18 protein-coding genes and 1 tRNA gene are annotated in these 21,566 nt (G+C 33.2%); 6 read left to right on the top strand and 13 right to left on the bottom strand.

All coding sequences use genetic code 11. The annotated features are described in order from the left end of the window. The first annotated feature begins 53 nt into the window (after positions 1-53). Positions 54-698, top strand: a complete 645-nt coding sequence (locus DS830_RS02515) for a helix-turn-helix domain-containing protein (RefSeq protein ID WP_118901491.1) — start codon at positions 54-56, stop codon at positions 696-698. A gap of 51 nt (positions 699-749) precedes the next feature. Here the strand turns inward: DS830_RS02515 and DS830_RS02510 are convergent, their stop codons facing one another. Genes DS830_RS02510 through DS830_RS02500 form a run of 3 tightly spaced genes read right to left on the bottom strand, consistent with a single transcriptional unit; the run spans position 750 to position 4,986 of the window. Next, positions 750-1,778, bottom strand: a complete 1,029-nt coding sequence (locus tag DS830_RS02510) for an alpha-L-fucosidase (RefSeq protein ID WP_118901488.1) — start codon at positions 1,776-1,778, stop codon at positions 750-752. Between the two features lie 17 nt (positions 1,779-1,795). Beyond that, on the bottom strand, positions 1,796-3,775 hold the full coding sequence (locus tag DS830_RS02505; RefSeq protein ID WP_118908110.1) for an alpha-amylase family protein: 1,980 nt from the start codon (positions 3,773-3,775) through the stop codon (positions 1,796-1,798). Further along, complete coding sequence (locus DS830_RS02500; protein WP_118908109.1) at positions 3,772-4,986, bottom strand: MFS transporter; 1,215 nt, start codon at positions 4,984-4,986, stop codon at positions 3,772-3,774. The genes DS830_RS02505 and DS830_RS02500 overlap by 4 nt, the downstream gene beginning before the upstream one ends. Before the next feature lie 313 nt (positions 4,987-5,299). On the opposite strand from DS830_RS02500, the gene DS830_RS02495 reads away from it, so the two are divergent. The 5 genes from DS830_RS02495 to DS830_RS02460 all read left to right on the top strand — a co-directional run bounded on the left by DS830_RS02495 (position 5,300) and on the right by DS830_RS02460 (position 9,728). Continuing rightward, positions 5,300-5,644 carry a helix-turn-helix domain-containing protein gene (locus tag DS830_RS02495; protein ID WP_118901479.1) on the top strand — a complete coding sequence of 115 codons (345 nt, stop codon included), beginning with the start codon at positions 5,300-5,302 and terminating at the stop codon, positions 5,642-5,644. Further along, positions 5,637-6,032, top strand: a complete 396-nt coding sequence (locus tag DS830_RS02490; RefSeq protein WP_118908108.1) for a hypothetical protein — start codon at positions 5,637-5,639, stop codon at positions 6,030-6,032. Before DS830_RS02495 ends, DS830_RS02490 begins: the two co-directional genes overlap by 8 nt. 422 nt (positions 6,033-6,454) lie before the next feature. Continuing rightward, positions 6,455-7,024, top strand: coding sequence for a hypothetical protein (locus tag DS830_RS02480; RefSeq protein WP_118908106.1), 570 nt, complete (start codon positions 6,455-6,457; stop codon positions 7,022-7,024). 1,137 nt (positions 7,025-8,161) lie between these two features. Then, positions 8,162-8,512: a hypothetical protein gene (locus tag DS830_RS02470; RefSeq protein ID WP_205526795.1), complete on the top strand. Its 351-nt coding sequence runs from the start codon at positions 8,162-8,164 to the stop codon at positions 8,510-8,512. Positions 8,513-9,476: 964 nt separating this feature from the next. Further along, positions 9,477-9,728, top strand: coding sequence for a site-specific integrase (locus tag DS830_RS02460; RefSeq protein ID WP_118908102.1), 252 nt, complete (start codon positions 9,477-9,479; stop codon positions 9,726-9,728). Between the two features lie 410 nt (positions 9,729-10,138). On the opposite strand, the gene DS830_RS02455 is transcribed toward DS830_RS02460, so the two are convergent. From DS830_RS02455 to ribF, 10 genes are all read right to left on the bottom strand, one after another. Further along, a tRNA-Ser gene (locus tag DS830_RS02455) sits at positions 10,139-10,227 on the bottom strand. A gap of 20 nt (positions 10,228-10,247) precedes the next feature. Then, positions 10,248-10,760, bottom strand: coding sequence for an adenine phosphoribosyltransferase (locus tag DS830_RS02450; protein WP_118908101.1), 513 nt, complete (start codon positions 10,758-10,760; stop codon positions 10,248-10,250). Between the two features lie 10 nt (positions 10,761-10,770). Further along, positions 10,771-13,083 (bottom strand): single-stranded-DNA-specific exonuclease RecJ, encoded by a 2,313-nt coding sequence (recJ, locus tag DS830_RS02445; protein ID WP_118908100.1) that lies wholly within the window; start codon positions 13,081-13,083, stop codon positions 10,771-10,773. 12 nt (positions 13,084-13,095) lie between these two features. Further along, positions 13,096-13,755 carry a class A sortase gene (locus DS830_RS02440; protein ID WP_205526794.1) on the bottom strand — a complete coding sequence of 220 codons (660 nt, stop codon included), beginning with the start codon at positions 13,753-13,755 and terminating at the stop codon, positions 13,096-13,098. A 13-nt stretch (positions 13,756-13,768) separates the two neighbouring features. After that, entirely contained in the window at positions 13,769-15,604 is a 1,836-nt protein-coding gene (gene lepA, locus DS830_RS02435) for a translation elongation factor 4 (protein WP_118908099.1), read from the bottom strand. Between the two features lie 116 nt (positions 15,605-15,720). Further along, on the bottom strand, positions 15,721-16,857 hold the full coding sequence (dnaJ, locus tag DS830_RS02430) for a molecular chaperone DnaJ (RefSeq protein ID WP_118908098.1): 1,137 nt from the start codon (positions 16,855-16,857) through the stop codon (positions 15,721-15,723). A 73-nt stretch (positions 16,858-16,930) separates the two neighbouring features. Further along, positions 16,931-18,778, bottom strand: a complete 1,848-nt coding sequence (gene dnaK / locus DS830_RS02425; RefSeq protein ID WP_118908097.1) for a molecular chaperone DnaK — start codon at positions 18,776-18,778, stop codon at positions 16,931-16,933. A 27-nt stretch (positions 18,779-18,805) separates the two neighbouring features. Further along, a complete protein-coding gene (grpE, locus tag DS830_RS02420) occupies positions 18,806-19,435 on the bottom strand; it encodes a nucleotide exchange factor GrpE (protein WP_240366822.1) in 630 nt (209 codons plus the stop codon). Between the two features lie 22 nt (positions 19,436-19,457). Next, complete coding sequence (gene hrcA, locus DS830_RS02415) at positions 19,458-20,531, bottom strand: heat-inducible transcriptional repressor HrcA (protein ID WP_118908096.1); 1,074 nt, start codon at positions 20,529-20,531, stop codon at positions 19,458-19,460. A gap of 89 nt (positions 20,532-20,620) precedes the next feature. Next, positions 20,621-21,565, bottom strand: a complete 945-nt coding sequence (ribF, locus tag DS830_RS02410) for a riboflavin biosynthesis protein RibF (RefSeq protein ID WP_162887480.1) — start codon at positions 21,563-21,565, stop codon at positions 20,621-20,623. Position 21,566 lies beyond the last annotated feature (1 nt).

The following is a 21,566-nucleotide window of genomic DNA, read 5'->3' as shown; positions in this document are numbered from 1 at the left end:
TTGTGTGCAATAGTTGCACATGATATATTGATATTGAAGTGAGGAAGATACTGATGTCTGTAAACAATATAGGAGCAAAAGTACTAAATTTGAGAATTCAAAATAAAACTAGTCAAGATACTTTAGCTCACTTTTTAGGAATAGATCGAACTTCCCTAAGTCGCTTAGAACACGGTAAACGAAAAGTTGATGCTAGTGAATTAGATAAGATTGCTACTTTTTTCAATGTTTCAACAGACTTTCTCTTAGGACATTTAAATATTAATAGTTCTCACAATTTACAAAAAGCTGATTTTAATGACTTGATTAATATACCTATTATTGGAACAATTAAAGCAGGTATTAATGGATTGGCTAATTTAGATTACGATGGCTATGACACAGTTGTTGCTGCTGACATTGATCCAACCAATAACTATTTCTGGCTGCGAATCATCGGCGATTCAATGATTGGTGATGGTATTTTAGACGGTGACTTAGCTTTAATTCAGCAAACTCCGACTTTTAATAATGGTGACATTTGCGCAATTGTGATTAATGGCGATGAAGGTACACTAAAGCATATTTCACGCAAGCATCAATCAATCGTATTAACAGCTTCTAATCCTAGCTATCCACCACGCATATTTACCGAAGAAGATTGTAATCAAATTAATATTATTGGCAAATTAGTTGAAATTAAACGTAATTATAAATAAACCACACAAGAGGCGGGACAACATTTTGTCCCGCCCCATTTTATAGAAATATTAATTTAGAGTTTCACTTTCCAATTTTTTCGCTGCTAAAAGATTGCTTTCAGCGACCATAGGAACTCTCCCCAAACCATCTAAACCAATATTTAATAAATAATTAATTCCTAAACTATTTAAATGTTGCTTATATTGATAAATTTGTTCTGGTGATTTCCAATTGTGATCATGATAAGAAAAGCCCCATGAATCATTGATTGTGCCAGCCGTTTCATATAATCCATTTGGTGATGGTTTAAAGCCTTCAATTGAATTATAGTCAACTTCATTAGGATTTACGTCTTTAGTTTCTGGTACTTCATTATCACCTAATGAAACATAGTCATACTTTCCATTACCTAATCGTGAATTAATCAAACAATTAGGCTGTAATTTTTTAACAGTATCATAAATAGTTTGACTTTGTTGCTCAGATAAGGTCATAGGTACATCAAACCATGCAGTTGCAATTTCACCATAGTTAGACATAATTTCTTTAATTTGAGGTAAGATTTTATTTTCAAAACAAACATTAAAATCTTTATTACTATTTGGAAAGTCCCAACTATTGTCCCAAGTCGTACCAGCGGATTCAATATCATTAGAAAGATAACCTCCACCGTTAGGATCATGCCAATCTAAATCCTGTGAGTAATATAATCCAAACTTTAATCCTGCTTTTTGACAAGCAGCAGCTAATTCAGCAATAACATCGCGATGAAACGGGGTAAAATCATAAACATTATAAGAGTCAACTAAGGAATGATACATCGCAAAACCATCATGATGTTTAGTTGTAACAACTAAATATTGCATGCCACATTCTTTGGCTAAATTAACAATTTTTTCGGCATCAAAGAAAACTGGATTGAAGGCCGAAGCTAATTTTTCATACTCAGTATTAGATATTTGCAACCTTGATTGAATCCATTCTGCATAATAACTAGAAGATTGTCCATTATGCTCTCCTGCTAATAATGAATATAATCCCCAATGAATCATCATTCCATATTTTGCTTGCTTAAACCACTCAATATTTGTATTCATTGCTAAACCATCCTTTTTTATTTACATTGAATTTTAACGACTTCATAACCATTAATTTTAGGCACTGTAAACTGGACATAATTATCTTGTTGTTTAAAATTAATTTCTTGGCCACTGCGTAAAAGTTTAATATTTTTGACTTGTTGATTTCCTACCAAAATACTGAATTTTGTATCAAATAGTATTGTTCGTTCATCAATTGTGTATAGTTGAGTTGCATTTTTCTTTAATGGATAATCTAATAAGTGTAATAAATATTTATTTTTTTCACCATTAACATGCAATTGTGCTGATAAATTAGGCCGTGTTTGTGGCTTATTAACTAGTTTTTCAGGTAATAAAATAGTTAATGCATCTTGCAAAATTCGTTTAACCCAGCAAGGTGCAAAATCACGATAAATCTTAAAAACTGGGTGTGAAAAATAAATACAATTTTCTTTTTGTGTAGCTGCTGGTACACCAACTTTTCCCGTGGAAGGTGCGTGTTTATGACCATAATAAAACTTACCTTCACGATTAAAATAAGGTTCGCGAGTCTCTAAAAGAATCTGAGAATTCAAAGAATCAACAGCCATACCTTGCTCATACATGACATGTTCTTCTTTAGGTAAATCTTTTCCTAAAATATTATTAGGATATATATAATCGCGATCCCACGATGAATACCCTTTCATTAAATTGCCAGTTAAAGTATTTTCCGTATAAATACCCGTATCCATCGATTGATAAGACAATAAAATTTTGCCACCTAAAGCCATATATTGCTTTAATTTGATAAAACTTTCTTCATCATATTCAATTATGTCAGGTAAAATAATCAATTTATATTTGGAGAAATCTGCTTTTAAATCGATAATATCAAATTGATAACCTAATTCGTCTAGTAAGCGATTGCATCCGATTAATGACTCATTTAAGGTCATCCCATTATCCCAAATACTTTCTGGAGTAATAACTCCAATTTCGACCGTTGGCTGAGTATTGTCTAATTCTGGTTCCAGTTGTTCCACTTCAGAATATACTTGACCGATTAAATCATAAGTTGCGGGTGATAATTTACCACTGGGATGAAGTTGATCCCCAATTGAACATCCTGCACCAAAAGATAACATTTGAAATACTTCATATTCTAAAGCTTCAATATTTTTAAAAGATTGAAAATCTCCCCATGAAGTATGAAATTTACCTGTCATTCCTACAATATCTTTATCTAAAGTGCGTGCATAGCGATCCACAAGAGGAAAATTATCATATCCCCAATCACCACCAGGTAAACTTTCAATTTCTAAATGACTATAATATTTTAAAGATGATTTAATATATGGTCCAACATGAGAACCATTGTAGAAAACGCTCGCCTTAGGAACTTGCTGATGAATTAAAGTTGTCATTTCTCGTTTAAATTCTTTCAACATCAAATGACAATAACGAATTCTTTCAGCTTCAATGGTGTGATCAATTCCTAAGCGTTGCATTTCTTTTTGACAATGTTGACAATCACATGGTACCAAAAAGAAAATATCAAAGAAAAACCCATCAATATTGGTAGCACCAATACTATCAATCACATCATTAACATGATCAAATAAATAATTCCGGTAATTACTATTTAAACAAAGCACATCATTAAAATTAGGCTGTGCATCTCCCATATTAATACATTTACCTTCAGGTGTACGACATAACCATTCTGGATGATTAAGCATACAATACTCATCCCATTGACAAGTTGAATAAATTGGCACTTTAATATCTAATTGATGACAAGCTTGAATTTGTTCTGCTAGCAAATTATGATTCATTAATCGTGGATGAATCATTTCTGGATGATGTTTAGAGTTATACCATAAATAACCATGATGGTCTCGCGCAAAGCAAGTAATCGAATTGACGTGAGCTTTTTTAAGAGTGGCAGCAAATTCTTCACTATTAAAATCTTTACCTACTTCTACATAAGGACTAGTGTGAAAATCTAAATGAACTGTTCTTTTTCTCATTTTTCATCCTCTTTTCCAGTTGTCTTTTGAGACTTAATCATCATATTAGCTAACAAAAATACTATCCCAAAGACTGTCCATATTACTGCAGAAATTAACAAACCTGATTCTGGCGAATTATTTTTAAACATTTTTCCTAATGATTGGAAAACATAAGGTGCTAAAGTGCCTCCAATATTAATACCAAAAATAACAATTGATGTACTTAAAGTCATGGAGCCTTTTGGTGAACTTAAAGCAAATAATTCTGTCATATGTGGGTTCATAATTCCCCAGAAAAATCCTGAAACTACAACACAAGTACCAATTAAGAAAGAATTATTTAGTACCAAAGTCAATCCTAAAGCAATACCTGCAATAGTAGCACTAATTGCTGTTGTGTTTTTACCCCAAGCTTTATAAATATACTTATATAACAAGCCAGAAACAATTGCAGCAATCGGCAATAAACTAAGAATAAAACTCCCTGTACTACTATCACCAATGTGATTATTAACAATATAACTTGGAATTTTTAAATTAATTCCCATATAGCTAACCTGCATAATTCCAAATAAAACAGCATATCCAATAATTGCCCAATTAGTCGTTTGTTTAATTTTTTGTTGATCAACATTTTCAGCAACTGTAACACTATAATTATCAAATTTTTTTGGAATCCAGAATAAAGTCATTGCCAATGGGATTAAAGCTAAGATAAAAACCCAATAGGCTGCATGCCAACTTATTTTAATAAGATAACCAGCTAAAAATAGCAAAACAGTACTTCCAATATTTATAAATGAATTTCGATAACCTAATAATTCGTTTGCTTTAACTTCATCATAAATATCAGTAATATAAGAAACACTTAGTGGTGTTAACAATGAAATTCCTACACCGACCATAATTCGAGAAAATAAAATTAAACCGTAGCTTCCAGTAAATGCTGGTAAAACTCCACAAATAGCTGTTACTGCGAGTCCTAATAACGCTAATAACTTTTTCCCAGTTACTTTTTCAATAAAGCCGGCTAACAAAGGCACAAAAATTCCTGCCGCACTTGGAATTGTAACAATCAATTCAACAGTTGCAGTAGACATATTGGCAAAATGCTTTTCCATCAGTGGAATTGTCCCACTAATTGCACCCGAAGTAGATAACACCAAAGAAATACCCATAATAGCAATCATGAGTTTCTTACTGTGCTGGACCATATCTTTTTCATCCATAAACTTTAATTCTCCCTATCCTTAAAGTAGTCATTAAGATTGCCATTACATTTATGTAGACAACCTAACTAAAATTAACTCTTTCATCTCCTTTCTATGGTCAATTGCGAATAGTTAGCATAAATGCTAAGATAGATTCATAAAAGGACACAATAAATTAGTCATTATCCATTTAAACCTGCCCAGTTTAACGAGTTATGACTTATTTACTGCCTAAATTGCTAACAAATATATTATTGCGCATAAATGCTAAAAAATCAAGAGTAAATTAGCTAGTGTGCTAATTATATTTGTTGTTTTGGAGTAATATATTATGACAACATTTGAAAAAATAAAAACACTAGCTAAGATGCAAGGACTATCTTTAACACAACTAAATGATAAAGCCGGACTAGGAAAAAATTCCATTTATCATTGGAAAACCAAACAGCCCAATATTGAAAATTTACAAAAAGTTGCTAAAATCTTGCATGTTTCTGTTGATCAACTTTTAGAACATGAAAATAGTCCGTCTAATCAACCAGTTGCAATTGATATTGCGCCAGCAATTAAAACAAGTGATACAATGCTTCTATCTTATGAAGGTAAAGAAATTCCAGCTGAAGAATTAGAAATGATTCGTAGAATTTTAGAAGGTGGGAAAAATAATAATGAATAGTGTAATTGCTTATTTATTAAATTATGCATTTCAACATGAATTTGATTATATTATTATGAATGATGCTCCAAGCATCTGGCCTTCGGTTGCGTGTCCCCAACGCAATTTAATGTTTATTAATCTAAATTGGGAAAATAAAACTGAAATTCCCTTTCAATTAGCTCATGAAATTGGCCATATGTTAGAAGGAAATACTTGCTATATGTATAATGATTTTTACCGAATAAAAATACAATCCGAAAATCAAGCAGATTTACACGCAATTGATCTTTTAAGGCAGTATTGTCTAGATAATGATATCTCTTTTGAAAGCGCGATTATTTTTGCTCAACAATTTGGTATTCCATCTCATTTATATGAAATAGTTCAATATCGTTGGTATGCTTGACAGCCGCAATTACTGAAATTTTATTTTACCTATAACCAAGTAATTGCTGTTATAATAGCTTTATCTACCAATGGGAGGAACTTATATGTTAACACTCTTCATTTTATTATTAGGATTTATTTGTTGGAAATCATTCAAATTCTCTTTTAAAATTTTATTTCCGTTAATAATTGGTCTATTGTTAGTTGGTTTAGCTTTTAAATTAATTTTATTCTTCACGCCAATTTTATTATTAATATTGCTTCTTTTGTTATTTACTCGTCATAATGTTTAATTGTTTATAAAAATTTATCATGATTACAAAATTCAATCATTAAGTTATAAGATTTGAATTTTGTAATCTTTTTTTGACGTTTGTTAAAGTCTAAACGCTGTTTTTTGGCGAAAGTGATAAAATATTAGTAATACTGAAGGAGGAAATTATGAAAATAAAAGATATCCATAAGATTGATACTTTTTTAAATGAGCAACCTGTAACATATGAAGATTTTCAAAAAATATCTGCTGAAAAATATCGTCATGTTGCTAGTTTTGCACTATGGCCTCAAAATTATGATGGTCATGATGCTGCCTTTTTAACAAAAGCTCGTTGTGAAAATGATAAAGATGGCAAAAGAAGTCAAACCTATTTTAATGATAATTTAGCTGGAAACTTACATAAAAATGTGATTCTTTTAGGTTTGAATTTTGGTGCCCGGAGTGATAAAAAATACTCACTCGAAAATTTATTAAGACAAGATATGGTTAATCAATATCGCGGTAGAGGCGGCAGAGAAGCCAGCGCATATAATGGTTATGGACCTATAAAATTCGATTATATAGACGAACAAACTCACTATAATTTCAAAAAATTGATTTCTGGTGCATATATGACTGATCTTTTCAAATGGGATAAAAATCAAATTAACAATTCCAACAATATTCCTAAACCAAATGGAATTTCTACCAAAACAGGAAATGAACTAATGAAATATTACCGGATTAAAAGATGAATTAGAGACATTAGTGATGATCTATTGAATTTCTTAATCTAAATAAACAATCAATATAAGTTGTTGTCTACTTTCTAAATTTAGTTGAGATAATCTTTAGCTGTTGGTTTTCTGCCTAAAGCTACTTTCTTTTTTATAATTACAAAGTGTTAAGAACATAAGGTGTTTTAGACAACTATCTATTCTAGTTGCACATAAAAAATATTTTTCATGTTCATAAGTAAATAAGCATTGATTTAATTCATCAGTAGATTGTTCATTTTATCAGAATATTAATAAAACTCGTTAACACTGAACTAATTACAGAAACAATAATTGGTACAACCAAGCAACTAATTATATTATGATTTCTTTTTTTATAGTAATTTTCCAACTCTGCTTCTCCCCTTATTGTAAGTCTTAGATCGTATATTGAAAAATTAATAGAATTACGTCCAATGTATTGAGCTGTAACATATTTTTTTGATATTAACTCGTTACTTTTAATTCTTAGAAGATATCCATAAGAGCTTGGACAAGTTTGATTCTTAATTTCTTTCATCAAGTTAATCTTATATTTAGTTAACATATTGTAACTCCAATTTTAATTTATATAGTTCTTACAATTAAACATAGATATAAAAGAAAAACAAATCAAATGAAATCTAAAAAAACAAATAAATCTAGGCAACTATATTAATATTTTAAAAAAGAATCAGATTACACACACATTTGAATGACTATTATCAAAATGATACGCAAGAATAAACTCATTTTGTTTGGCAATAGATCGACGTTGTCCGTTCACAAATATCATCTATAAAATATTACCTATATTAACCAAATCTTATTTATACATAATTAAAATATCAAATTAAGATCTGTATAAGCAACAGATGGCCAGTCATTCTCTGCATCATTAAAATTTCATAACCATATCCATGATCAAAAGCATAATTTAATAAGTAAGTTATTAGATCATCCATTATGTTTACGTCCTCATCAGACTGATATTTATATTTGTTTATAGCTTCCAGATTGTTAATATAATAGCAATCTGAATTTTATATATTTGATTTCAAAGTTTCATCAAATATATAAAAATAACACCTTTTTATTGGTACACTCAATTCTCTAACAATATTGTATTATGATAAAATGACATTGATTAAGGAAGTAAACACAGACGAAATTGTTACTATTATTCGGCAACGAAAACCAGGAAAGAAGTGGACTCTTATTGAAAAAAGTGAACAAGATACACTTAAGATATTGAAAGATGCATTTACAACTCATGATTTAGCAGTGTACGTTTTTACTATTCAAGACTACTTTGCAGATAAAACTGATGCGTTAGCTACTGATAATCCAATATTGGAGGACTATTTAAATAGTATTATTCCAGAATTTACTGAATCCTATGATAATAGTAACAAAGATTTATGGCTGAATAAGTTACAAGAAATTATTAACCAAGCTCAAGCTTTGATTTCCAGTGAGTTATCTTAATAGATAAAGTAATTTAGTACTTGTATTTCAGTGGTTGTACCACGTAAAAATATTACTAATTATGAGCAATTAAAAGTATTGGGATTGGATGGTGTTGCAATTGACGAAAGCAAACACTTATTAAACAAACTGGATTAACTCAAAATTAGTCTTTAAAATTCCAGTTAACTAAACAAGATCAAGATAAGAATACTAATCATCTGCAAAGGGAAACAGAAGATGAATTTTTCTAATTTGGATAATTATCTTTGATTCACTTGATCCTTAGCAACGCACTTTAATTCAGTCTTTAAATATATTTTATTTATAACGTAATAAACCTTCCAGCTGAGATTATGTCATTCAAACTGGAAGGTTTATTATATTAAGACTTAGTAATAATAACAGAGTGATTGCTTTGCTATATTATATCTAAATCCACTAACTACTAATACCAATCTATAATTTTTTCAGCATATTTTTGAAAAACCGGGATATTGTGATTTTGGAATTGTTGTTCATTATTTGAAGCACTATAGTGATAACTATAGTGATATAGGAAATCGTCACCAATATATGCTGTGGGAAAAGCATCTTTTAGTCTGTCAAATATTCTATAGTTGTTTTTTGTTTCAACAAATTTATGTCCTAGTAAAAAAATCACAAAATGTTTATCAGTATCTAGACCCCAGGATATACATCAAAAGAAAGATGTAATCTCTTATTACACTGATTAACAGAAATATTCAATGAATATTTTGTCTTCAGTTCAGCAGCTCAACAAGAAAATTAAATTTGATATGCTGTTAGCGTCTTTTACATCCTTTGTATTATAAGTAATATTTCCAGAGTTATCTAATTCATAGTAATTTAAAAATCTTATTAATTATGCTAATCAAAATAAAAGCCTTCAATCCATCTCTTACTACATGATACTCACTGGAGCATATACTGGTATGCTCTATGAAGAAATAGCTGGTTTAACTTGGCCCAAAATACTAAAACAATAAAAGTTGACCAAATATACGATTATGTTGATACTAAGAAAATTGTATCAAGAACAAAAACTGAAAGTTCTAAACGTACTATTCCCCTGTTAGATCCGCTTAAAGCCATTTTAGAACAATTGCATACTGCTCAATTGGAATGGCTTGTTGCATCTGGCAAACAAAACAATCAACAAATTGTATTTATGATATGGCTATTCCTTCAAATGATGGATGTTCTAAAAGTTTAATATATATTCAAGATCAGATTGAAGTACCCCGTAAAAAGCAAATTAGAATGCATGAATTGAGACATACATTTGCTAGCTATTTGTTGGCATAAGGGATGCAAATTAAGTACGTATCTGAATTTCTTGGGCATAAAAATTCTAATATTACAATGCGAGCATACGAACATTTGTTAAAGAAACAAAAGGAAAAATCAAATAATAAAGCTAATGAAATTTTAAAAAGATTGTCTTAGCAAGTATCCCATTTTTTAAAATTGGGATACTTTTGGGATACTTGGTGCCAATTTTAAAACATTTTAAACGACTTTTTAAAAAATTATAAAAACAAAAATAATGCTTGTAATTGCTGTTCTATCAACAATCACAAGCATTACTTAAAAACTTAAAAGCCTTTAAAAATTAATTAAAAAAGGAGAGTACAGGATTTGAACCTGCGCGCCGATATCGAATCGGTTCGCCGGATTTCGAGTCCGGTGCATTACCACTCTGCCAACTCTCCAAAATAGTAGCCTTTAGCTACTAATATTGCATTAAAGTAAACATATCATAGTTTTTAATTTTATCACGACCATGTAAATCGGTCAACTCAATTAAAAACGCTGTTCCTACAACTATTCCGCCTAATTCTTCGACTAGCTTAATAGTTGCAGCCAAAGTTCCCCCAGTAGCCATTAAATCGTCTACTACTAAAACTTTTTGACCAGGTTTCACTGCATCTGTTTGCATGTATAAAGATGCCTGCCCATATTCCAAATCATAAGTTACAGAAACCGTTTCGCGTGGCAATTTCCCCTTTTTACGAGCTGGAGCAAAGCCTACACCTAATTTATAAGCAACTGGACATCCGACAATAAATCCACGTGCTTCTGGACCGACAATCATCTCCGTCCCGCGTTCACGGGCATAATCAACAATTTTATCGGTTGCAGCAGAATACACCTTACCATTGTACATTAATGGCGAAATATCGCGAAATATAATTCCTGGTTCTGGAAAATCTTTAACACTAGCAACATATTTTTTAAAATCCATGGGAAAACTCCTAAATAGTATTAGTATATTTAATAATTTCATCAAAATGAGAATCAATTAATGTGGTTTGAACAGCAGCCAAATCACGTATTTGACAATAAGTTTTGGAATCAACCAGCTGCTGTTGTGGTATTTTTTCTGGATTAATCAAAAAACCATTTTCTATTTTAACAAAATTTAACTCAGAAAACACCTTTAATACAAATTTAATTTCTAAATTTGAAAGTTTTAAAAATTTAGCTACGCTTGCTAAATTTTTTATCGTTAAATTTTTATGATTTAAAAAGTACTTCAAACATCTATGCCACACTTGTGGTGTTAAGTTTAATTGATAATAAGCAGGATAGTAAGTATGAAAAATTAATTCTATTCTTTCCAAATGCTGGTTTTGTTTAACAAATTGTTCAAAAACATTGAGACTGGGTGGTCGATCCACCAAACTAACTTTCTTTAAATTAGTATTTAAATCCGAAGCTAGCACACAATTTAATTGTGGATATTTATCTTGTATTTTTTGAAAATTATGCTGGTGAAAAAACACTAAATTTTGTGCTTGTTGCAATTGAACATTAATATTATGTGTTTGGCGTAAATCGACAAGTCTTGATTGTGCTTCATCAGTACTTAAAACCTGCTCTTCTACATCCTGCAAGTTTAGTTGAACTTGTATTTGCTTACGCCATTTATTTTGCCTTAAGGAACCATAAACAGCACTGATACCGGATTCTTGAATTTGGTTAAGTTGCTGTCCCCATCCAAAAGCTATTATGTCTAGATATTGCTGCTGTTGCCGTAATTTAATTTTGACATGGTTTTGCGTTTTTTTTCCTAAATATTCAGCCTGAAAAGAATCAAATTGGTCAATTTTGATAATTGGTAAAGGATTGCCCTGGCCAAAAGGAGCTAACTGTTGTAACTGCTCTAATAACTGTAAATTGATTTGTGACACTGATAGATTCAAATCATAAAGCCGGGATGTTTTTTTACTAGTATCTAGAGTTTTGACCATGGACAAAGCATTTATTTGTTGGCGCCATTGTTCAAGATCACTAGCTGCTAACGTAACACCACAAGCTTGTGCATGACCTCCAAAATTTTGATATAACTTCCGATTTATTGCTAGTGCTTGATATAAATCAAAGTTACCGTTACTACGTCCTGATCCCACAGCTCGTCCATCTTCTAAAATATCTAAAATAACTGTCGGATGATTGGTTAAATCGACAATTTTTCCAGCTACTATCCCTAAAACGCCTCGATGCCAATTTTCACCTGCAATAATTAAAAGTTGATTACCTGCTTGGATTTGTTCTTGGGCTTTTATATAAGCATCATTAAATACTTCGGCTGTGATATCCTTACGTTGCTGATTTAATTTATCTATCTCTTGGGCTAAGTGCTTGGCTTTTTCTAAGTCTGAGGTAGTTAACAGTTCTACTCCTTTGGTAGCATCATCCATGCGTCCTAAAGCGTTTAAACGTGGAGCAATTTGAAAACCAATAGTTTCTTCATCAAAATCAGCTAATTTGATATGTGCTTGTTTACACAATTGTTCAATACCCAAGCGTGGTTCATTTTGGATTTGCTTTAATCCCCATGTGACTAGTACCCGATTTTCATTCTTTAACTCGACCATATCAGCAACTGTTCCAATAGCTGCTAAATCTAACAATTCTTCAGGAGGCTCATCTAATAACGCACTAGCAACTTTAAAAGCTACTCCAGCTCCCGAAAGATCTGGACACGGATAATTACTTCCAGGATATTGAGGATGAACAATAGCAGTTGCTAATGGCAATTTAGGAGGCAAAGTGTGATGATCTGTAATAATAACATCAACCTTATGTTCCTGAGCATACTGTATTTCTTCAAGCCCGGTTACCCCATTGTCTACAGTAACAATTAGCTGATAACCCTCTTGTACAAACTGTTCATAGCGCTTTTGATTAGGGCCATATCCATCAACAAAGCGATCAGGTATAAAAACCGTAGCCTGCCCGCCCAAAATCATAATCGCTTCCCTCAAGATAGCCGCACTAGTTATTCCATCAGCATCATAATCACCATAAATTAAAATTTTTTCTCCTGCAAAAATTGCTTGCGTTAGCCTTTCAACTGCAATATCCATATCATGCAATAAATAAGGATCATGCAAGTCTGCAATTTGCGGTTGCAAAAAAGAAAGCACTTGTTGTGGTGTTTTTAATCCTCGCTGCACTAAAATTTGTGTTACTAATGTTGATAAACCAGTTTCGTGTGCTAAATTTTTGACTTGAGTATCTTCAGGTTGTTCTCTCAAATGCCATTGATACTTTAAACTCAAAATTATTAACTCCTATCCAAATACTGCTAACGTAGAACGATTCGCAACTCTTGCCTTTACTAAACTTCCTTGAACTAACCACCGATTTGCTCCTCCATCAGCACAAGTAATGAGAGTAATCATTTTGGTTCCAGGTTGATTATTCATAGTCCAAGTAGCCCGTGGCGAAATAACTTGTTTTAAATCGACCTTATAGGTATAAACATTTTTTAAATCTGTAATATAGATTAAATCGCCAATTTGGACACGAGCAATTGGTGAAAATAAAGCTCCTTTATCGGTCATATAATGACCTGCTAATGCATAATTGCCTTCACCCATCTTTTCATCGGGCTTTAAAGTGCCTCCACCTGTAGCTAAAGCAGTATCATCGACACCTTTGACGATGGGAAGCTTAAGACCAACAGATGGAATTGTAATTTTACCAATTGCTGCAGCATTATTTTTTAACGCGGCTTTAGCTGCTTGCTTGACAGTAATTGGCTTTACTTTAGCAAAGTCAAAAGATGCATCACGTAATTTATTTTGACGCACCTGATCTTTAGTTAAATTGGTCACGCGACTATTTGAAACTTGCTTTACTAATTGCACTTTGATTGGTTCATTAAAAATTAAGGCTAACGCTGCAATTAAAACTAAAAGTGTCAGCAAAATTTTCCAAAACTTTTTCATAATTTTATCCTTACTATTTCTTTAAATCGTCATCACCCATTTGTAGGACTGCCATAAAGGCAGCTTGTGGAACAGTTACGCGTCCTACTTCTTTCATGCGCTTTTTGCCGCGTTTTTGTTTATCTAATAATTTATTTTTTCGGGTCTGATCTCCACCGTACAAAGGACCTGTTACATCTTTGCGATATGCTTTAACTGTCGAACGAGCAACAACCTTAGTTCCTATAGCTGCTTGAATGGCTACTTCAAACTGTTGACGCGGAATAATGTGCTTTAACTTTTGAACAATTGTCCGTCCTCGATCATAAGCAAAATCCTCATGAACAATAAAACTTAGCGCATCGACCGGCTCCTTATTCAATAAAATATCCATTTTTACCATTTTGGCAGCTTCATAACCACTAATATTATAATCTAAAGAAGCAAATCCATGAGTACTTGATTTTAAACTGTCAAAAAAGTCATAAATAATTTCAGCTAGGGGCAATTTATAAATTACATTAACATGATAGTTATCTAAATAATCCATCGTTTGAAACTGTCCCCGTTTACGCTCAGATAATTCCATAACAGCACCTACGTAATCCTTAGGAACCATAATTTCAGCACGTACTACAGGTTCTTGAATTTCTTTAATTTCTGATGGATCTGGCATTTGAGATGGATTATCGATTACTTTTATCGTGCCATCAGTTAAGATAATTTTATAATTAACCGAAGGAGCAGTCATAATTAAATCCAAATTAAATTCACGTTCCAAACGTTCTTGAATCACATCCATATGCAACAAGCCCAAGAACCCCACGCGAAATCCAAATCCTAAAGCCTGTGAGGTTTCAGGTTCATATTCTAATGAGGCGTCATTTAATTGTAATTTTTCTAAAGCATCCCTTAGGTCTTCATACTTGGAATTATCAACAGGATACATTCCTGAGTATACCATCGGGGTAATTTTACGATAACCAGCTAGTGCTTGTTTGGTTGGGTTATCTGCCAAAGTAATTGTATCACCAACACGCGTATCTTGAACATTTTTGATACTGGCAGTAATGTAGCCAACATCCCCAACCATTAAACTAGCTCGTGGGACTGCTTTAGGCGACATTACTCCAACTTCTGTAACTTCAAATTGCTTACCGTTACTCATTAATTCAATTTTATCACCGACTTTAACCTGTCCTTCAAAAATTCGAACACTCAAAACAACACCACGATAACTGTCATACACTGAATCAAAAATCAAAGCCTTTAAGGGTTTATTAATATCTCCAGTAGGTGCCGGCACATCACTGACAATCCGTTCCAACAATTCTGCAATTCCGGTACCCTTTTTAGCACTAGTTAAAACCGCATCATCAGCATCAATACCAATCATATCTGCGATTTCTGCTTTGACATTAGTAACATCGGCTGATGGTAAATCGATTTTATTGATAACAGGAACGATTTCCAAGTCATTATCAACTGCCAAATAAGCATTAGCCATTGTTTGTGCTTGGACTCCTTGCGCCGCATCAACTACTAATAAAGCTCCTTCACATGCAGCCAAACTCCTTGAAACTTCATAAGAAAAATCAACATGACCTGGAGTATCAATCAAGTGAAAAGTATAAACATGGCCATCATGAGCTTGATATTTTAATTCTACAGCATTCAATTTAATGGTAATACCACGTTCACGCTCAATATCCATATCATCTAAAACTTGATTTTCCATATCACGCTCAGAAACTGTATCAGTCATTTCTAAAATTCTATCAGCGATAGTTGATTTGCCGTGGTCAATATGAGCCACAATAGAAAAATTACGAATATATTTTTGTCTTTGAGTCAAGTCAAGATCGGTCATTCAAACACTCCTTTACTTACAGCAAGCATTATACCAATTTTTTGAATATAAACAAAGCAATGCTGATTCTTACTATGTATAATTAAAGGCTGGTCACTAAGCACCAGCCTTTATAATTAATTACCAAATTTGTCTTTCATATTATCACGCATTCTCTCAAAAAGATTACGATCTTGTTCTTTAACTTTATCGCCGCCTAATTTAGCAAACTGCTGCAGGGCTTCTTTTTGTTTATTATTTAAATGCTTTGGTGTAATAATCTCCACTGTTACGCGTTGATCGCCGACACCACCATGAAGACGAGGAACACCTTGACCACGCAAGCGAAATACAGTTCCACTTTGAGTTCCAGCAGGAACTTTCAATTCTACTGGACCACGCACTGTCTTTACTTTAATCGTATCACCTAAGGCTGCCTGTGGAAACGAAATAGCTGCATGAGAATAAATTGTATCGCCGTCTCGTGTGAATTCTCGACTCGGTTCCACCTCAAAAACGATATATAAGTCACCATAAGGCCCCTTATTATCGCCAGCTTCACCTTGTCCATCCAGACGCATCCGTTGTAAATTATCAATTCCTGCAGGAATATTAATTTCCAAAGCATGGTTGCGGGTAATTTTACCCTTGCCATGACATTCAGGACACTTATCAGGTATTTCTTGTCCGCGACCACCACAAACATCACAAACTTGACGACTTTGCATCATGCCTAACGGAGTCCGTTGACTAACTTGGATGTAACCACTACCATGGCACTTATGACAAGTTACAGGCTGAGTTCCCGGCTTCGCTCCAGAACCATGACAAGTAGCACATTCTTCCTGACGATTATAATGAATAGTTTTTTTACCGCCAAAAATTGCTTCATCAAATTTTAATTTAACCCGATATTCTAAATCGCGGCCTTTTTTTGGTGCAGTAGGATCACTACGCCGATTTGAACCACCACCAAAGATTGAACTGAAAATATCGCCAAAATCGCCAAAATCATCAAAACCACCAAAGCCTTGATTGCCACCGCCGCTAAAACCACCTTGTTGATTGCTGGTGGAACCAAATTGGTCATATTGAGCTCTCTTTTGTGGATCTTTTAAGATTTCATAGGCATCGTTGACTTCTTTGAACTTTTTTTCAGCATCTGGTGCTTTGTTGAGGTCAGGGTGATACTTTTTGGATAATTTACGGTAAGCTTTCTTAATCTCGTCCTCTGAGGCGTTACGGTCAATGCCCAGTGTCTCATATGGATCCATATCTTACCCAGCCTTTCTTTTCAACGAAATGAGCCAAAGATTAGCTTTGGCCCAAACGATGAATTATTTTAAATTATTTCTTTTGATCTGGATCAACTTCTTTAAAATCACCATCAACTGTATCACTCTTTCCATCAGTTGATTGGTTAGTATTATCTTGAGCTTGACCAGCCTGTGGATTATCTTTTTGTGCTTGTTGATATAACTTAACTGCTAAATCTTGAACAATCTTGTTTAACTCATCTTTCTTGCTCTTCATTTCATCAAGATTATTATCAGATTGAGCTTTCTTCAAAGCATCTTCTGCATCTTGGGCTTTTTTGATTTCCTCATCGGAAACTTTACCTTTGACATCCTTTAAAGTCTTATCTGTAGTAAAGATTAATTGATCTACTTCATTACGTAGATCTGCTTCTTCTTTACGCTTCTTATCTGCTTCTTCATTTTCTTGAGCTTCTTTTTTCATGCGTTCAATTTCTTCGTCAGTCAAGCCCGAAGAACTCTTGATAGTAATCTTTTGTGATTTACCAGTACCTAAATCTTTAGCAGATACATTAACAATGCCATTTTTATCGATATCGAACTTAACTTCAATTTGTGGAACGCCCCGAGGAGCTGCAGGAATATCTGTTAATTGGAAACGGCCTAATGTTTTGTTATCTGCTGCCATTGGACGTTCACCTTGTAAAACATGAATATCTACTGCAGGTTGATTATCAGCTGCGGTTGAAAATACTTGTGACTTGCTCGTAGGAATCGTCGTATTACGATCAATTAACTTCGTGAAGACGCCACCCATAGTCTCAATACCTAAAGATAATGGTGTTACATCCAGCAATACAATATCTTTAACATCACCAGTAATCACACCACCCTGAATTGCAGCTCCTAAAGCAACAGCTTCGTCAGGATTAATTGAATGGTCAGGTTCTTTACCAGTCCAACTTTTAACTGCTTCTTGAACAGCAGGAATCCGAGTAGAACCACCATTCAAAATAACTTTATTGATATCAGAACTACTTAAACCAGCATCTTTTAAAGCATTTTCAACCGGAATTCGAGTTTTATCTACCAAATCAGCGGTTAACTCATTAAATTTAGCCCGTGATAACGTTGCTTGTAAATGTAACGGACCTTCAGCACCAGCAGAAATAAAAGGTAAGCTGATTTCAGTTTCTGAAACACCAGAAAGGTCTTTTTTAGCTTTTTCAGCAGCATCTTTTAAACGTTGCAAAGCCATTTTGTCGTTAGACAAATCAACACCATGTTGTGCTTTAAAATCTGCTATTAACCAATCCATGATAGCATTATCGAAGTCATCACCACCAAGATGAGTATCACCGTTGGTTGACAATACTTGGAAAACACCATCACCTAATTCCAAAATAGAAACATCAAATGTTCCCCCACCAAGGTCATAGACTAAAACTTTTTCGTCTGCTTTACTTTTATCTAGACCATAAGCCAAGGCAGATGCAGTAGGTTCATTAATAATTCTCTTAACATCTAATCCTGCAATTTTACCAGCATCTTTAGTTGCTTGCCGTTGTGAATCATTAAAGTAAGCTGGAACCGTAATAACAGCTTCGGTAACTTCTTCGCCTAAATATTTTTCAGAAAATCCTTTGATATATTGCAAAATCATTGCTGAAATTTCTTGGGGAGTATATTCTTTGTCATCAACTTTGACTTTATAGCCGGCTTCACCAATATGACGCTTAATAGATGAAATTGTATTTGGATTGGTGATTGCTTGACGCTTAGCAACTTCACCTACTTGGGTTTCACCATCTTTAAAAGCTACTACTGATGGTGTGGTGCGACCACCTTCAGGATTGGCAATAATTTTAGGTTCTCCACCTTCCAATACTGCTACCGCAGAATTAGTAGTTCCTAAGTCAATACCAATAATTTTAGACATAAAACTTATACCTTCCTTTTACTTCTTTTATTGTGCTACAACTACCATGCTTGGTCTAATTACTCGATCTTTTAATTTATAACCATCCTGCAAAACTTGTACTACTGTTTCAGCAGGATGTTGGTCATCTGCTGGTACAGTTTGTACAGCTTGGTGAACCGTTGGATCAAATTTTTGATCTTGAGCCTCAATTTCTACGACGTTATTTTCAGCTAGAGCTTGTTTTAGATGTTTTAAAACCATTTCTACACCTGTAATAATACCTTGACTACTTGTATCTTGATTTTGCTCTTGAGCAGTTAATGCCCGTTGTAGATTATCCAAAGATGGTAAAATTGCAGTTGCCAATTTTTGGCCATCATACTTAATTAAAGCTGCTTGATCTTGTTGATTGTGCTTTTTGATATTTTGAATTTCAGCTTCAGCACGTAGATACTTATCTTGTGCCTCTTTTAACTGTGCTTCTAATTCTTGATTTTTATCTAACAATTTATCAACTACAGCAGTATCAACTTTTTTACTATCAGCTTGTTCATCTCTTGGTTTATCTTCTTTAACAGTTTGAGAATGCTTTTTTTCTGATTTAATGGATTTCTTTTGAGTATTCAAATCCTCTTCTGATGGAAATTCTTCGGCATCAATTTCTGATTTTGTCAATTTCTTGCCTCCTTATCTTAATTTAACTTGAATTACCATTAATCTCTCTAAAGTAATCAAATAATCTTTTTGCTAATTCTTTTCTCAGGGATGCAATCAAACCAATTAATTGCGAATATGGCATATTAGTTGGACCTAATAATGCAATTAATCCTTGTCCATAATCACCCACACTATAACGTGCTGTAATTAAACTATAATTTTTTAAAATCTGCTGATCAAATTCATCCCCAAGTTGGACACTAATACCAGGTCCTCGATCCAAATCAGGATCATCCTGATCTAAACCTAACAATTTGGTTAAATCACGATCATTGTCGAATAATGAATAAAGATATTTCAAATTGGAACTATTGCGGACATCTACATAGTTGAACAAATTAGATTTACCGTCAACAAAGAAATGATCTGCAGAAACATTATCAATAATATCATCTAACATGGACAAAAATCCATCTGGAGTTTGCAAGTATTGCGAAACTAAATATGGGAAATCAGTCTTTAAGCGTTTAGAAACCTCAGACAATGTTTCTCCTACTAATTGATCATTAATAATCCGGACGACTGATTCTAATTGTTCACTAGGCAAATCTGCTGGAATTTTGTAAATTTGATTATAGACATCACCACTACTAGTGACAATAATAGCCATAATTTGTTGCTGACTTAATGGCACTATTCTAAAACCAGTTAACTTAGTATTCTTGCTTTCAGGACCTAAAGCAATGGCTGTATAGCTAGTTAAAGTTGACAAAATTCGCGCTGACTGCTCAACAATTTCATCAATTTTATTAAATCTTGGCTTAGAAAAATCTGATTGAATTAATTCCGATATTTGTTCAGAAACGTTAATTGGTTCTAATAAATTATCCAAATAATATCGATAACCCTTAGCAGATGGGACACGCCCGGAAGACAGATGGATTTTTTCAATAAAGCCTGCCTTTTCTAAGCTAGCCATATCATTGCGGATGGTTGCTGAACTAACATGTGTTGGCAAAACATCTAACAACGCTTTAGAACCTATTGGCTGCCCAGTTTCAATGTATTCTTGCACAATTGCTTTTAAAATCTGTGCTTGACGATCAGTTATCAAAACAAATCACCTCGCTTTTAGCACTCAGTATCTATGAGTGCTAACAGTATAAAATATAGCAATCTATTAGCACTGTGTCAAGTTGATTGCTACTTTTTTTCAAAATAATTTTGCGTTACTTGCTGATCACTTTTTAATTGGTCAATTAACTGTAATTCATTTGCAAAAGCTATTTCTTCACGAATATATTGCAGCCATTCTATTTTTAATTCTTGACCATAAATATCTTGATTGAAATTTAAAATATTAGCTTCAACGGTTATCGGATTTTGCCCATGATTAAATGTTAAATTACGGCCAATTTGAGTCATTGCGGGATACCATTTTTGACCGCTTTGGACTCTGGTTATATATACTCCAAAAGTCGGTAATAATTGATTGGCAGATATGTCTAGATTAGCGGTTGGGAATCCTAATTGTCGTCCGACTGCGCGCCCATGAACAACTAGACCACTATTTTGATAATTATACCCCAGTAATAAATTAGCTTGTTCAATTTGCTGATTAGCTAAATATTTTTTTATATTAGTAGAGGAAATTTTATGTTCCGCAAATTGCAATTTAGGGATTTCAACTACTTTGAATTTATGCTTTGCTAATGTTCTCAAATGTTGCATATTAGCAATATTTTGGGGTCCAAAGGTCCAATCAAATCCTGCTACTAAGGTATCCAAATTCAACTGTTGTAAAAATTCCTGCACAAATTTTGCTGGTGTTAATTGAGAAAATTCTGCATTAAACTTCGCAATATAGACAATATCAACGCCCAACTTTTGCAATAATTCTAATTTTCGCTCTGGCAATGATAAATATTGATACTCTTGGGATTTATTAGTTCCAAACACTGTTGCAGGATGGCGATCAAAAGTTAATACTCCTGCTGGCAGCTGTTTCGTTTTTGCTAAGCGAATCGCTGTCTTAATTACATTTTGATGGCCAAGATGTATCCCATCAAAAAAGCCGGCAGCTAAAACTAAGGGCTTTTGATTGATAATATTCATTTGCTGGGGAAAATTTAATTCTTGAACTTGCATT

The sequence above is a fragment of the Bombilactobacillus bombi genome (assembly GCF_003522965.1).
In the GTDB taxonomy this organism is placed as follows: domain Bacteria; phylum Bacillota; class Bacilli; order Lactobacillales; family Lactobacillaceae; genus Bombilactobacillus; species Bombilactobacillus bombi.
The sequence above is the reverse complement of the archived record's forward strand: the minus strand, read 5'-3'. Positions and strand labels throughout refer to the sequence as shown.